This window comes from Mesorhizobium sp. LSJC280B00, from assembly GCF_000502835.1.
Lineage (GTDB): Bacteria > Pseudomonadota > Alphaproteobacteria > Rhizobiales > Rhizobiaceae > Mesorhizobium.
On record NZ_AYVL01000001.1, the window covers coordinates 171,569 to 186,456 of the forward strand.

Consider the following 14,888-nt stretch of genomic DNA (forward strand, 5'->3'; position numbering starts at 1 on the left):
GAAGGCTCAACCAACTCCTGGAACCGATTCAAATCACACTTTGATCCCAAGGCGCTCAAGGTCCGCCCTGAGCGTCTTTGCATCGGTGAACAGCACCGACTGCCAGCCCGCCGCCTTGGCGCCGTCGACGTTCTTCTGGCTGTCGTCGATGAACAGCGTCGCTGACGGTTCGAGGCTGAACGCGGCGACGTGGTGGTCATAGATGGCGCGATCCGGCTTGATCTGGCGGATGTCGCCGGAAACGGTGACGCCGCGCGGCCGATTGAGGAAATCGAAGCGCTCGCGGGCCTCGGCGAGCGTATCCGCAGCGAAATTGGTGAGCATCGTCACGTCATGGCCGCTGTCGATCAGGCCGATCATGATGGCGACGCTGTCCTCATAGGCGTGAGGCACCATCTCGTGCCAGTGCCGGCGGAAATTGCGGATATTTTCGGCGTGCTCGGGATATTGCGCGATCGCCAGCGCTTCGGCCTCTTCCCAACTGCGGCCGCGATCCTGCTCGATGTTCCAATCATGCGTGCAGACATTGTCGAAGAACCATTTCCGTTCGTCGGGATCGGGGATCAAGCGACTGAAGGGCAGGTCCGGATCATAGTGGATCAGCACTTTGCCGATGTCGAAAACGATGTGGCGGATTTCAGTCATTCTTCTCTCTTTCAACGCGGCCGCTGCTTTTTCGTCGCGCCCGGCATCGCCGCTTCGATTACCTTTTTCATGACGCTCGGCAGCGCTTCCCCGGAAATTTCATGGGCCAGCGACCAGAAATGCCCGACCGGGGCGGCAACGTCGGTCTCCGCCTTGAACACGTCGAGTTCAAGCGCAAAATGGGTAAAGATATGGCCGATGCGTCCGGCCTGCTGCCAGTTGCCGGGGAGCGGGGCCGCCGCTTCCGTGGTGGCGCCGTCTATGCGCGCCGTCCAGCCGGTCGTCGGCACCTCAGTCATGCCGCCGAGCAGGCCTTTGTCCGCGCGCTTGCGCAGAAGGATGGCGCCGTCGCACCTGACGGCAACGAAGGCGGCACCGCGGCGTAAGGGTCTTTCGGCCTTGGGCAGGCGGACCGGAAAGCGTTCGGGGTCGCCCGAGATCGTGGCGCTGCAGTCCACGCGAACGGGGCACAGAATGCAGCGGGGCCGGCGCGGCGTGCAGATCGTCGCGCCCAGGTCCATCATCGCCTGCGCGAAGTCGCCGGGCCTTGTCAGGGGAACCATGCGTTCGACCTGGCCGCGTATCTCGCCCTTGGCTTCGCCCAGCGGCGTGGCGATCGAAAACAGCCGTGAGACGACCCGTTCGACATTGCCGTCGACGACCGCGGCTGGTCGGTCGAAGGCGATCGCTGCGATCGCCGCCGCCGTATAGGCGCCGATGCCGGGCAGTTCCTTCAAGCCGGACTCGCTGTCCGGAAAGCGGCCGCCTTGCCGCGCGACGAGATCGGCACAGGCTTTGAGGTTACGGGCGCGGGAATAATAGCCGAGCCCGGCCCAGGCCTTCATGACGTCTTGGGTCGGTGCCGCCGCCAGCGCCTGGACCGTTGGCCATTTCTGCATGAACGCCTGAAAATAGGATTTTACCGCCTCGACCGTGGTTTGCTGCAGCATCACCTCGGAAAGCCAGACCAGATAGGGATCGGGCCGCGCCCCGCCCGCCAGCGCGCGCGGCGAAACGCGCCAGGGCAGGTCGCGGTGATGCGCGTCGTACCAGGCAAGCAGCCGGGAGGCGATCTCGACATTGTCTCCGGATACGGCCTTGCGGGTCTGGTCGTGCAGTGCCATTGATCGAGGGTCGGCCCTAATCCATTGGTGCTGAAGCTGGAGAACGCACATGGCAGGGAAAAGGCCCTTCGGCAATCCCGTTCCGGTGAGCGATCTCGCAACCGAGATCCTCGACCCGGTGCTGCGCAAGCGGGCCGGTATGTCGATCGGACTGGTCCAGTCATGGGAAGAAATTGCCGGGCCGCGGCTTGCCGGCCGCTCGCGCCCGGAAAAGATCCAGTGGCCGCGCCGCATGCATGAGGACGATCCTTTCGAACCGGCGGTGCTGGTGATTGCCTGCGAGGGTGTAGCGGCACTGCATCTGCAGCACGAGACCGGCGAGATCATCAACCGGGTCAATGCCTTCCTCGGTTTCAATGCGATCGGCCGGATCAGGATCGTGCAGAAGCCGGTAATGGCGGGCAAGGACAAGCCGAAACCCAGTTTGCGGCCGCTGACTGCGGCCGAGAAAGCGAAGCTGTCGGGCACCGTTGGTTTGATCGAGGACGGCGGGCTGCGCGCCTCGCTGGAGCGGCTTGGCGCCACCATTCTCGGTCAAAAGAAACCGTGATCTCGCGCTATCGTGATGGTATGCCCGGATTTGGCGATTGGAATAGGGGCGGTAATGCCTTAATTCGCGCCAACTCTCGCTTTTTGTAGACTTTGCATTGCAAAATCCAACTATTGCCAGGTGATTCGTATGATCCGTTCCTTGTCCCGCAGAAACCTTTTGACTTCGCTGGCCGCAATACCAGCGGTGGCGCTGCTTGCCGCCTGCAGCGACTCGGGCGAGAAAGCCGAGGCGCAGGATGTGAAGCCTGCGGCTCCGGAACCTGCGAAGCCGGCCGCTCCGGCCGCCGCGGCGGCGCCGGAGGCTCAGGGCACGGTCGATATGGCGGCACTGCTGAAGCCCGGCGCATTGCCCGACATGCAGCTCGGCAAGGACGATGCAAAGGTCACTATCGTCGAATATGCATCGATGACCTGCCCGCATTGCGCGCATTTCGCCGAGACCACTTTTCCGGAGCTGAAGACGAAATATATCGACACCGGCAAGGCCCGTTACATACTGCGCGAGTTTCCGTTCGATCCCAGCGCCGAGGCCGGTTTCATGCTGGCGCGCTGCTCCAAGGACAACTATTTCCCGATGGTCGACGTACTGTTCAGGCAGCAGGCGAACTGGGTTGGTGTGAACAATACCAAGGACGCACTGCTGCAAATCGCCAAGCTTGCCGGTTTTACACAGGAGTCCTTCGAGGCCTGCTTGACGGACCAGAAACTTCTGGACGATGTGAGATCTGTCCAGAAGCGCGGCGCCGACGAATTCAAGGTCGATTCCACACCGACCTTTTTCATCAACGGAAAGACCTACAAAGGGGCGATGTCGATTGCGGAAATGTCGGCCATCATCGACCCTCTGCTCTGACGTTTCGGCAGCGCCGAAGCGGCGTAGCTTCGGCGTGCGCACTTCTTTGTCTTGCCGCGGGTTCTCCTTGCAAAACCGCGGCACAGTTTTGCGAAACTTGGCTATGGGCCGGCGCGAATGAAGTTCTCGCGCCTTCGCCTCCTCGGCTTCAAATCCTTCGTCGAACCCGGCGAGTTCGTCATCGAACGCGGTCTGACCGGCATCGTCGGGCCGAACGGCTGCGGCAAGTCGAACCTGGTCGAGGCGCTGCGCTGGGTCATGGGCGAAAGCTCCTACAAGAACATGCGTGCGTCCGGCATGGACGACGTCATCTTTTCCGGCTCGGGAACGCGTCCGGCCCGCAACACCGCCGAAGTCACGCTGTTCCTCGACAATAGCGACCGCACCGCGCCGTCCGCCTTCAACGACGCCGACGAATTGCAGGTCTCGCGCCGCATCGAGCGCGAGGCCGGCTCGCTCTACCGCATCAACGGCAAGGAGGCTCGCGCCAAGGACGTTCAGCTGCTGTTCGCTGACCAGTCGACCGGCGCCCGCTCGCCCTCGATGGTCGGCCAGGGCCGCATCGGCGAGCTGATCCAGGCAAAGCCGCAGGCGCGCCGCGCGCTGCTGGAGGAGGCGGCCGGCATTTCCGGCTTGCACACACGGCGCCACGAAGCCGAGCTGCGGCTGAAGGCGGCGGAACAGAACCTCGAAAGGCTGGACGACGTCGTCGGCGAGCTGGAGGGTCAGATCGAAAGCCTGAAACGCCAGGCCCGCCAGGCCTCGCGCTTCAAGAACCTGTCGGCCGACATCCGCAAGGCCGAAGCGACGCTGCTGCATCTGCGCTGGACGCTGGCCAAGACGCAGGAAGGCGAAGCGCGTTCGGCGCTGGCGATTGCCACCGCGCTGGTCGGCGACCGTGCCGCCGCCCAGATGGCTGCCGCCAGGGAACAAGGCATCAACGCCCACCGGCTGCCGGACCTGCGCGATGCGGAAGCCGCTGCCGCCGCCGCCTTCCAGCGTCTATCGATCGCCAAGGCGCAGATCGAGGAAGAGGCAGGCCGCATCCGCGCCCGCCAGGCTGAGCTCGACCGCCGACTGCAACAGCTCGATGGCGACCTTGCCCGCGAGGAGCGCATGGTCCGCGACAATGCGGATATCCTCGAACGCCTCGCCGCCGAAGAAGCCGCGCTCAACGCCGAAAACGCCGGCGCCGCCGAGCGCGAGGCCAGCACCCGCGCGGCTTTCGAGCAGGCGGCATCGACGCTTGCCTCGAGCGAGGCCAGGCTCGCCGCGCTGACCGCCGAACGGGCGGAGGCTGCCGCCTCGCGCAACCAGATCGAACGGACGCTGCGCGACACCGCTGAGCGCCGCGACCGCTTTGCCCGCCAGCTTGCCGATGTCGACCGCGAACTGTCGGAGATCGTCTCCAGAGTCGCCGGCCTGCCCGATCCCGCCGAGAAGCGGCTGCTGGTCGATCAGGCGCTGGCGCTGCTCGAAGAGGCTGAGGCAGCCGCCATTGCCGCCGAACAGGCGGTCGCCGAGGCGCGTGCAGGCGAAAGTGCTGGCCGCCCACCGGTTCAGGACGCAAAGGCCGAGCTGGCGCGGATCGAAACCGAGGCCCGCACGCTGGCCAAGATCCTCAACGCCGCCAGCGGCGATCTATTTCCCTCGGTGCTGGAGCAGATCAGCGTCGAGCGCGGCTACGAGACGGCGCTGGGTGCCGCGCTTGGCGAAGATCTCGACGTGCCGCTCGACCGCAGTGCGCCGGTACATTGGGGCCAGAGCGAAATCCAGCCTGCCGACGCCGCATTGCCCGAAGGCATAAGGAGCCTCGCCAGCGTTGTGCGTGCGCCGGCACAGCTGGCCCGCAGGCTGGCCCAGATCGGCATTGTCGAAGCCGCCGACGGAAGACGGCTGCAGACGCTGCTTGCTCCCGGTCAACGGCTAGTCAGCCGCGAAGGCGCGCTCTGGCGTTGGGACGGCTTCACCGCCAGCGCCGATGCCCCGACCGCCGCCGCGCAGCGGCTGGCGCAGAAAAACCGGCTGGCCGAGCTCGATGCCGAAGCAGTCCATGCCACGCGCACCCTGCGCGAAGCTGAACAAGCCCTTGCCCAGGCCGAACAGGCGCTTGCCCAGGCGAGCGAGGCCGAACGCAACGCCCGACAGGCCGGGCGCGACGCCCAGCACGGGCTCGACGCTGCCCGCAATACGCTGGCCGAGGCCGAAAAAGCCGGCGGCGAGCTGTCGAGCCGGCGTGCAGCACTTGACGAGGCGCGCGCACGCATTGTCGACAGCCATGAGGAAACGGCGGCGGCATTCGTCGAGGCGGAAATGCTGCTGCAGGACGCGCCCGATCTCGGCGATCTGCAATTGCAGCTCGAGCAGTCGGCCGCCAACGTCGCCCGCGACCGCGCCGCCCTTGCCGATGCGCGTGCCGTTCACGAGGGCCTGAGGCGGGAAGCCGAGGCACGTGCGCGCCGGCTCGACGCCATCAGCGTTGAACGGCGCAACTGGGTCGAGCGCGCCGAAAACGCCTCGACGCAGATCGCGGCGCTCGGCGAACGCAAGGCAGAGGCCGAGGCCGAGCGCGAGCAACTGGCCGACGCTCCCGACGAGATTGACGCCAAGCGGCGCGCCCTGCTGTCGCAGCTCGCCGAGGCCGAAAGCCTGCGCAAGGCAGCGGGCGACCGCTTGCAGGAAGCGGAGAACCGGCAGTCCGAGCTGGACAAGGCTGCGACTGCTGCCATCCAGTCGCTGGCCGAGGCGCGCGAATCCCGCGTTCGCGCCGAAGAGCGGCTGACCGCCGCCGACGAGCGTCGGCTGGAAGTCGAGGCGCGCATCCAGGAAACGCTGAACACGCCGCCGCATCTGGTGATCCGCCACACCGGCCTCGAATCCGACAGCCCGATGCCCGAAATGGCCGAGATCGAGCGTCAGCTCGACCGGCTGAAGGTCGAACGCGAACGGCTCGGTGCCGTCAATCTGCGCGCCGAGGAGGAGCAGAAGGAACTGTCGGACCGGCTGGAGACCATCGTCTCCGAGCGCGACGACATCATCGAGGCGATCCGCAAGCTGCGGCAGGCGATCCATAGCCTGAACCGCGAAGGCCGCGAGCGGCTGCTCGCCGCCTTCGAGGTGGTCAACGGCCATTTTCAACGGTTGTTTTCGCACCTGTTCGGCGGCGGCACCGCCGAGCTGCAACTGATCGAGTCCGACGATCCGCTCGAAGCGGGGCTCGAGATCCTGGCGCGCCCGCCCGGCAAGAAGCCGCAGACGATGACGCTGCTGTCCGGCGGCGAGCAGGCGTTGACGGCGATGTCGCTGATCTTCGCCGTGTTCCTGACCAACCCGGCGCCGATCTGCGTGCTCGACGAAGTCGACGCGCCGCTCGACGACCACAATGTCGAGCGTTTCTGCAATCTGATGGACGAAATGGCCGCAACGACCGAAACGCGCTTCGTCATCATCACACACAACCCGATCACCATGGCGCGCATGGACCGGCTGTTTGGGGTGACCATGGCCGAACAAGGCGTCAGCCAACTGGTGTCGGTTGACCTGCAGGCGGCCGAAGCCATGCGCGAGGCAAGCTGACGCATCAGCTTAATGGTGGTCTCCACCTCGGCTTTCGACTATAGCACGACAAAATGGGCCGGATCTGCCGCTCCAGATACCGGCCCGGCTATGCGCGTGGAGAAGCTTGTTGCCTATACTTGTCACCGGAGCCGCGGGATTCATTGGCAGCCACGTTTGCCACCATCTGCTCGACCGGGGAGAAGCGGTCGTCGGCGTCGACAACATGAACGACTATTACGACCTGGCGCTCAAAAAGGGGCGGCTTGCCCGCCTTCTGCCCCATAAGGATTTTTCGTTCCACCAGATCGATATTGCCGAACAGGGCGCGCTTGCAGCCGCTTTGGCCGGGCAAGGCATCGTTAGGATCGTGCACCTTGCCGCGCAGGCGGGCGTGCGCCACTCACTCGACAATCCGCGGCTCTATATCCGCTCCAATGTCATGGGCCACCTCGAAGTGCTCGAATTCTGTCGCGCCGAACCGGCATTCGAGCATCTGGTCTATGCCTCGTCGAGCTCGGTGTATGGCGGCAACCGCAGCGTGCCGTTCAGCGAAGCCGATCAGGTCGACAAGCCCGTTTCGCTTTACGCTGCCACCAAGAAAACCGATGAGTTGATGAGCCACACCTACGCCCATCTGTTCGGCATACCGCAGACCGGCCTGCGGTTTTTCACGGTCTACGGTCCCTGGGGCCGTCCCGACATGGCCTATTGGATGTTCACCCAGGCGATGCTCGAGGGCAAACCGATCCGGGTCTTCAACAATGGCGAAATGTGGCGCGATTTCACCTACATAGACGATGTTGTGAAGGCGGTTGTCGCCGTGCTCGACAAGCCGCCGGCGGCTGACGTTCCGCCGAACAGGCTCTACAATGTCGGCAACAACCGGCCGGTGCGTCTGGGCGACTTCATCGACATTCTGGAAAGGCTGCTCAAGGTCAAGGCAATCCGCCACAACGAGCCGATGCAGGCAAGCGACGTCGAGAAGACTTACGCCGACATGACCGCGCTGGAGCGGGATTTCGGCTTCAGGCCTAGCGTTTCGATAGAGGACGGGCTGAAGAAGTTTGTTGACTGGTACCGGCCGTACTCGAAGCAGTGATTTGCATCGCTCGCCGTGACGCCTTCAAGCGTGACACCTGGAGTGGGGCGCAAGTCGGTCCGCAAAAGCATCGTTTTGTCCTAACATCCTGTTAACCACATGCTCGCTGAAAAGTATCCGATTAACCTTTGAGGCGCTTATGACCGCTATGTTTCGTGGCTTGCTGTTCAGTATGAGCTGTGTGGATGTGCGGATTCGGGGGCTATTTCGGTTCAGTCCGGGATGCGGAAGCTTTGCTTGCGCGCATGACGTCTGCGATCGCCCATCGCGGGCCGGATGAACAAGGGAAATTCGTAGCGCCCGAGGCTGGGCTTGGGCATGCGCGGCTGTCGGTGATTGGAATTGGTGATGGCCAGCAGCCGATGTCCGACGAAACCGGCAATTTGACGATTGCGTTCAACGGCGAGATCTTCAACTACGTGGAATTGCGCGAAGGGCTGCTGGCCAAGGGCCGACGCTTCCGCACATCGAGCGATACCGAAGTTCTCCTGCAGCTGTATGACGAGATGGGCGAAGACTGCCTGTCGCTCCTGAACGGTGATTTCGCCTTCGCGATTTGGGATAACCGGCGGCGGCGGATGGTGCTTGCAAGAGACCGCATGGGTGTTCGGCCGCTGTTCTACACCAGCAAGGACGGGGTGCTCTACTTTGCGTCGGAGATAAAGGCCCTGCTGAAGGTACCCGGCGTCTCGGCCGAAATCGATCCGATTGCACTCGACCAGATCTTTACGCTGTGGGCGCCGATCGCTCCACGCACGGCTTTCCGCAACATCCACGAGCTGGAGCCGGCAAGCGTGATGATCGCGACACAGGGGCAAGTCACGGTCAAACCATATTGGCACCTAGACTACCCGTATCCGGATACGCCATCGAAGATCACCAATGAGGACGACGCGGCCGAGGAACTGCAGGCCCTGTTGACCGACGCGGTGAGGCTTCGCATGCGCGCCGACGTGCCGGTCGGTTCTTACCTTTCGGGCGGGCTCGATTCATCCCTCGTTTCGGCACTCGCGGCCGGCATGACTCCTCTTAAGCTGCAGACATTTTCCGTGACGTTCGACAGCGCCGAGCATGACGAAAGCGCCTTCCAGACCGAAATGGCGTCGGCAATTAGCACGCAGCATCGAACCATCGCCTGCCGTGCCGGCGATATCGCCGGTGTGTTTCCCGAAGTCATCCGCTTTACCGAGCGGCCGATCATCCGCACCGCCCCGGCCCCCCTCTATCAATTGTCTGGCCTCGTTCGCCAGGCCGGTTTGAAAGTGGTGCTGACAGGCGAAGGCGCCGACGAGGTGTTTGCCGGTTATGATGTCTTCAAGGAAGCGCGGGTTCGCCGTTTCTGCGCGCGACAGCCGGCATCGCGCATAAGGCCACAACTGTTCCGCAAGCTTTATCCCTATCTGCCGGGCCTGCAACAGCAGTCCGTGGAGTACCTGGCTGCGTTCTTCGGAACCGGCAGCGCTGCCCTGGACGATCCGCTGTTCTCGCATCGGCCGCGTTTCAAGACCACATCAGCGGCGAAGATGTTCTTTTCCGGTGACCTGCGCGCGACATTGAAGGGGTATGACGCAGCCGAGGACCTGGCCAGCCGGTTGCCTGAGGCATTTTCCCGGTGGCATCCGCTGCATCAGGCGCAATATCTCGAAACCCGCTTTCTCCTGCCGGGCTACATCCTCTCCAGCCAGGGCGATCGCATGGCCATGGCGCACGGTATCGAAGGGCGTTTCCCCTTCCTTGACCATCGCTTGGTGGAGTTTGCGGCCAGACTTCCGCCGGAGATGAAGCTGAAGGGACTGGTGGAAAAACACATATTGCGCAAAGCTGCCAAGCACCTGCTTCCGACGGCCATCCGCGAGCGCACCAAACAGCCTTACCGGGCACCGGAAGCCCGCTCCTTCGTTGGAGCGGGAGAACTGGACTACGTACGCGATTCACTGAGCGAGGCGAGCATCGCCGCCGGCGGACTATTCAACGCCAAGGCGGTGGCGAACCTGCACGAGAAATGCCGCTTGCAGCCAGCGTCCGGATTCCGCGACAATGCGGCTTTCGTCGGCATTTTGTCGACGCAACTGTGGCAGAAGATTTTCACCGGCGAAAAGGTCGGTGCAGCACGAGCGGCCTGAGAAATCGAGGGAATGAAAAATCATGATAGCAATCAAGGACAAGGTCAAAACCTTTATCGTCGACAACTTCCTGTACGGGGACACGTCCTACGAGCTTGCAGACTCCGTATCACTGATCGAGAACGGCATCATCGACTCGACGGCCGTGTTGGAGCTCGTGGCATTTATAGAGGATGATTTCGGCATAGCGATGGTCGATGCCGACATCGTACCGGCCAATCTGGATTCGATTGACCGCATCTCAGCCTTCATCAAGGCAAAGGCAGAAGCGCTGGCAGCGTAGGCGCCATCGGCGAGGAGCGTCCGTGCGGATCGAACATTTTCTGACGGCGAAGGCCGCTGCCCATCCAGCCAAAACGGCATTGATCACCGAGCACAAAAGGCTGTGCTATGAAGAGCTGGACGATCATTCGAGCCGTCTGGCCGCCGCCCTTTTCATGAATGGCGTCAGTCGCGACGACCGGGTCCTGATCTTCATGGACAATTGCTGGGAGGCTGCGGTTTCGATTTTCGCAGTTCTTAAGGCAGGCGCGACTTTCAGTCCGATCAATGCATCCACCAAGGCCGAAAAGCTGGCCTACATCATCGCCGATTGCGACGCAGCTGCGATCCTCACGCAAGCAAAACTGATGCCCGTGGTCGCCGAGGCGTGCGGATCGTCCGGCAAGACCGGCATCTTCGTGGCCTCCACCGTTGGTGCCGATAACCAATGCCCGGCAGGGGCCACATCCCTGGCGGATTGCTTGACGCTCCAAGCCAGGGAGATTGACCACCGCGGCGTTGACGTCGATCTTGCGATGTTGATCTACACCTCGGGCTCGACCGGCCGGCCCAAGGGCGTGATGATGACGCACCGCAATTGCGACGCGGCGGCCGACTCCATCACCACCTACCTGCGCAACTCGCCCGACGACATCATCTTGAATGTTCTGCCCCTCGCTTTCGACTACGGCCTCTATCAGTTGCTGATGGCTGTCAGGCTCGGCGCCACGCTCGTGCTCGAGAAGTCCTTCGCTTTTCCCCAGGCGGTCTTTGAACGCATCCGCCAGGAAGGCGTCACCGGGCTTCCGCTCGTGCCCACGATGGCAGCGATGATCCTGCAGATGCGTGATCTGGCGCCGGGCTTCCTGCCCAGCCTTCGCTATATTTCCAACACGGCGGCTGCCTTGCCGCCGGCTCACATAGAACGCTTGCGGTTCCTTTTTCCCGGTGTCAGGCTCTATTCGATGTATGGCCTGACGGAATGCAAGCGCTGCACCTATCTGCCGCCCGAGGAGCTCGACCGCCGGCCGGGGTCGGTCGGAATAGCCATTCCAAACACCGAAGCCTTTATCGTCGACGACCACGGGCAACGAGTGCCGCCGGGCATAGCAGGTGAATTGGTCATTCGCGGGCCGCACGTCATGCAGGGTTATTGGCGAAACGAAGCTGCGACGGAACAAACCCTGCGCCCAGGCCCGAACCCTTGGGAGAAGGTTCTCTACACCGGCGATCTGTTCAGGGCCGATGAGGACGGCTTTCTCTATTTCGTCGGCCGCAAGGACGACATCATAAAGACACGGGGAGAGAAGGTGGCGCCCAAGGAAGTGGAAGCCGCGCTTCACGCTCATCCGGGCATCGCGGAAGCGGTTGTCTTCGGCGTGCCGGATGCTGTGCTTGGGCATGCGATCGGCGCATTTGTCGTACGGTCCGACCCAGCGCTTGGCGAAAAGGATATCATACGTCACTGTGCACGCCACCTTGAGGACTTCATGGTGCCCAAGGTCATCGAGTTCCGCCGCGAGCTGCCTAAGACCGATACCGGCAAGGTCAGCCGTCGGCTTGCGGCAGAGATGATGGAGGCCGCGCAATGAATGTTCGCCCGACCGAGGACGCGCGGACCTTTGTGGCGAAGGCTCTGGCGATCGACCCAGCCGCTGAAACGGACCGTATCGTAACAGCCTTGCGCCAGCAGTTGCGCGGGCTTCGCAAGCGGGGCCTTGTGCTCGGTCTTTCGGGCGGGATCGATTCGAGCGTGTCGGTCGCGTTGGCCGCACGTGCCGTCGGTCCGCGGAATGTGCTTTGCCTGTTCATGCCGGAAAGCGATTCTGATCCCGAAAGCCTGCGGCTCGGCCGGCTCGTCGCCGAAACTTTTGGTGTCGAGGCTGTGACGGAAGATATCGGGCCGGCCTTGCGCGCAATGGGCTGCTACCAGCGCCGCGACGCCTTCATCCGCGAATTGGTCCCGGAATACGGCGAAGGCTGGGCCTCGAAGATCGTGATCGCGAACGCGCTCGAGGGCCAAGGCTATAATATCTCGTCGCTGGTGGTGCAGGATCCCGAAGGCAAGCAGACGAAACTGAGAATGCCGTTGCCTGTCTATCTCGGTGTCGTCGCCGCTACCAATATGAAGCAGCGCACCCGCAAGCAGATCGAATACTATCATGCTGATCGTCTGAACTTCGCCGTTCTTGGAACACCGAACCGGCTGGAATATGATCAGGGATTCTTCGTGAAGAACGGTGACGGCGCCGCGGACGTCAAGCCGATCGCCCACCTCTATAAAACGCAGGTCTATGCGATGGCGCCCCATCTCGGCGTTCCGGAGGAAATCCGGAACCGGCCGCCGACCACCGATACCTACTCGCTGGCGCAGACACAGGAGGAGTTCTACTTCTCGCTTCCATATGACCGTATGGATATTTGCCTTTACGGTCTCAACAACGGCATGGCGGCCGAAGTGGTGGGGCAGGCGGCGGGGTTGGCCGCCTCACAAGTGGAACGCGTCTGGGCCGATATCATCGCCAAGCGCAAGGCGACGCGTTATCTGCACCAGCGTCCGCAACTCGTCGAGGAAGTCGAAGAACTCGGTACCTGACCTGCTTCGAGACCGGCCACGTCCCAAAAAGCGCCTTAGGGTCAAAACTCAATCAGCAGGCTGCCGCCAATGGCCGAGATGGGCGGGAAGTTGCCGTTCGTCTCATCTGCCAGACGAGCACGTTGCGCCAGGAGCGGAAGCTTAGCAGGGGTCACGCCAGCGCCCAGTTAGCGCTACGAAGCAGACCTTCAGCCTGTGCCGGAAGCGGGGCCCGGCTTACCAAGTGGCATATCCAGGAAGCGCGTCCCCCCTCAGCTAGGCACCGTTTTCGGCTCTACGCTATACCTGCGCGACGAGCCCCTTCCTTAATCGCAGCGAGGGCCAGAGGATTGGTGACGGGATAGGTTCGGATGAAGTTCTCGACGGTGAACCTTGGAAACTCGACGGCAATCCGCCTGGCGATCGACTGCGCCTGCGCCGGCTCTTCGAGCAGCGCGTGACACAGGGCACGGAACATCAGAGTGACGGGAATATCCGGCGGACTTTGGCACAGCGACGACAGACTGTCGGCATAGCGACCGGCGACGAACCGCGCCCGGGCGAGCTGCGCGTAGTACCAACTCGGAGCCTGCGGATTGAGGCGAAGCGCCCGTTCGGCAAGAGCACAGCCTTCTTCCGGATTTCCACACACGAGAGCTCGGCTTGAGGCAAGCATCGACAGCACATCGGCGTCATTGGGTGCCAGGGCCAGCGCCCGGTCGTATTCCTCTGCGGCCCCGCTGATATCGCCGTCAATGGCGCGGAGAGCGCCCATGTAAAGGCGCGTCATCGGATCGGTAGGGTCGAGCGCCAGAGCCTTTTCCACGCATTTTCGCCAGCGCTCGACCGAAGCGGCTGAATCTGGCGTGAAGGCATTGAAGGCGTCGACCGCATGTGCCAATCCCAACGTCATCCAGGCCCGCGCGAAGCCGGGGTCGAGTTCCACGGCGCGGGACAGCATGCGTATGGCTTCTGCCCTCGCATCGGTCGTGAATCTGTCGTGCAGTTCCACCCCGAGTAGATAGCAGTCGTAAGCACCCAGGCTCGAGGGAGGCTTCCGCCGAGCCACCTCACGCCCGAGATTGGCGAGCTTGCCGAAAGTGCCTGCCAGGGCATTGATGACGTTCTGTGTGATGCTGTCCTGCATGAGAAAAAAATCATCGGTCGACTCGTCGAACCGCGCCGACCAGAGGTTGGCTCCGGTCCGGGTGTCGACCAGCTGCACCGCGACGCGGACACGCCGCCCGATCGCCTGGAGGGTACCTTCCAGCAGGTAATCGGCGTTCAGTTCCCGTCCAACCGAGCGTGTGTCGCTCGCCCGTCCCCGATAGGACTGCATGGTCTGGCGCGAAATGACCGCAAGGTCGGGATAGCGCGCTAGGTCGCCGATCATGTCGGCCGACAGGCCGTCTGCCAGCCGCGTCCAGCCGTCGTCGGCGCTCAGGTTTTCGAACGGCAAAACCGCAATTACCGGCGGCTTACTGTCGTCGCCGGAAGAAAGGCCTGGTTTGGCACCGACGATCTTGCCCGCAGTAGCGGGGTCGATCAAGACACGGTACACGCGAACCGGTTCGGCGATACTTTTCATTTTCTGCACGCCGAGTGAGGCAAAGCCGATCGGCACCTTTCCCCTCACATGGTCGCAGGCGGTGGCGGAAATCGCGATTCCTCCAGGTTCCGCCAGCCCTTGCAGCCGATCGGCGATGTTCACCGCATCGCCGTGGATGTCGTCACCCTCAACGATAACATCGCCCAGATTGATGCCGATGCGGAAATCAAGCCGCCGTTCTGGCTGCGTGAGAACGTTCACCTCCGCCTTCTGTTGCTGGATTTCGACGGCGCAGCGTAGGGCGTCGACCACACTGTGGAACTCGACCAGCATCCCATCTCCCATGGTTTTCACCAGTCGACCATGGTGCGCAGCGATCCTTGGCTCGAATACTTCGTTCAGGTCGGTTCGGAAAAGCGCACGCGTACCCTCGTCGTCGATCTGGCTCAAGCGGCCATAGCCGACGACATCGGCAATCAGGACGGCTGCGAGATGACGTTCCATCCCCCCAATCCTTCGCGGATTGTTACCCGCTTTCCAAGCTTACAG

General features: G+C 62.7%; 11 protein-coding genes. 8 read left to right on the forward strand and 3 right to left on the reverse strand.

The genetic code is table 11. The features are described from left to right. Window positions 1–33 precede the first annotated feature (33 nt). Both X773_RS41540 and mutY read right to left on the reverse strand, forming a co-directional pair. Window positions 34–645 carry an HAD family phosphatase gene (locus X773_RS41540; protein ID WP_023674155.1) on the reverse strand — a complete coding sequence of 204 codons (612 nt, stop codon included), beginning with the start codon at window positions 643–645 and terminating at the stop codon, window positions 34–36. An 11-nt stretch (window positions 646–656) separates the two neighbouring features. Continuing rightward, the gene (gene mutY, locus X773_RS41545) at window positions 657–1,769 is read right to left on the reverse strand and encodes an A/G-specific adenine glycosylase (protein ID WP_023674156.1); all 1,113 of its coding nucleotides are present in this window, start codon (window positions 1,767–1,769) and stop codon (window positions 657–659) included. Window positions 1,770–1,818: 49 nt separating this feature from the next. On the opposite strand from mutY, the gene X773_RS41550 reads away from it, so the two are divergent. The 8 genes from X773_RS41550 to nadE all read left to right on the forward strand — a co-directional run bounded on the left by X773_RS41550 (window position 1,819) and on the right by nadE (window position 12,811). Further along, window positions 1,819–2,319, forward strand: coding sequence for a DUF721 domain-containing protein (locus X773_RS41550; protein ID WP_023674157.1), 501 nt, complete (start codon window positions 1,819–1,821; stop codon window positions 2,317–2,319). A gap of 129 nt (window positions 2,320–2,448) precedes the next feature. Further along, complete coding sequence (locus X773_RS41555; RefSeq protein WP_023674158.1) at window positions 2,449–3,174, forward strand: DsbA family protein; 726 nt, start codon at window positions 2,449–2,451, stop codon at window positions 3,172–3,174. A 117-nt stretch (window positions 3,175–3,291) separates the two neighbouring features. Continuing rightward, window positions 3,292–6,750, forward strand: a complete 3,459-nt coding sequence (smc, locus tag X773_RS41560) for a chromosome segregation protein SMC (protein ID WP_023674159.1) — start codon at window positions 3,292–3,294, stop codon at window positions 6,748–6,750. A 109-nt stretch (window positions 6,751–6,859) separates the two neighbouring features. Further along, a complete protein-coding gene (locus X773_RS41565) occupies window positions 6,860–7,831 on the forward strand; it encodes an NAD-dependent epimerase/dehydratase family protein (RefSeq protein WP_031211063.1) in 972 nt (323 codons plus the stop codon). 185 nt (window positions 7,832–8,016) lie between these two features. After that, window positions 8,017–9,954, forward strand: coding sequence for an asparagine synthase (glutamine-hydrolyzing) (gene asnB, locus X773_RS41570; RefSeq protein ID WP_023674161.1), 1,938 nt, complete (start codon window positions 8,017–8,019; stop codon window positions 9,952–9,954). 19 nt (window positions 9,955–9,973) lie between these two features. Beyond that, entirely contained in the window at window positions 9,974–10,237 is a 264-nt protein-coding gene (locus X773_RS41575; RefSeq protein ID WP_156937255.1) for an acyl carrier protein, read from the forward strand. 22 nt (window positions 10,238–10,259) lie between these two features. Then, the gene (locus X773_RS41580) at window positions 10,260–11,807 is read left to right on the forward strand and encodes a class I adenylate-forming enzyme family protein (protein WP_023674163.1); all 1,548 of its coding nucleotides are present in this window, start codon (window positions 10,260–10,262) and stop codon (window positions 11,805–11,807) included. Then, window positions 11,804–12,811: an NAD(+) synthase gene (nadE, locus tag X773_RS41585; RefSeq protein WP_023674164.1), complete on the forward strand. Its 1,008-nt coding sequence runs from the start codon at window positions 11,804–11,806 to the stop codon at window positions 12,809–12,811. The genes X773_RS41580 and nadE overlap by 4 nt, the downstream gene beginning before the upstream one ends. Before the next feature lie 274 nt (window positions 12,812–13,085). On the opposite strand, the gene X773_RS41590 is transcribed toward nadE, so the two are convergent. Continuing rightward, a complete protein-coding gene (locus tag X773_RS41590) occupies window positions 13,086–14,843 on the reverse strand; it encodes an adenylate/guanylate cyclase domain-containing protein (RefSeq protein ID WP_023674165.1) in 1,758 nt (585 codons plus the stop codon). Window positions 14,844–14,888 lie beyond the last annotated feature (45 nt).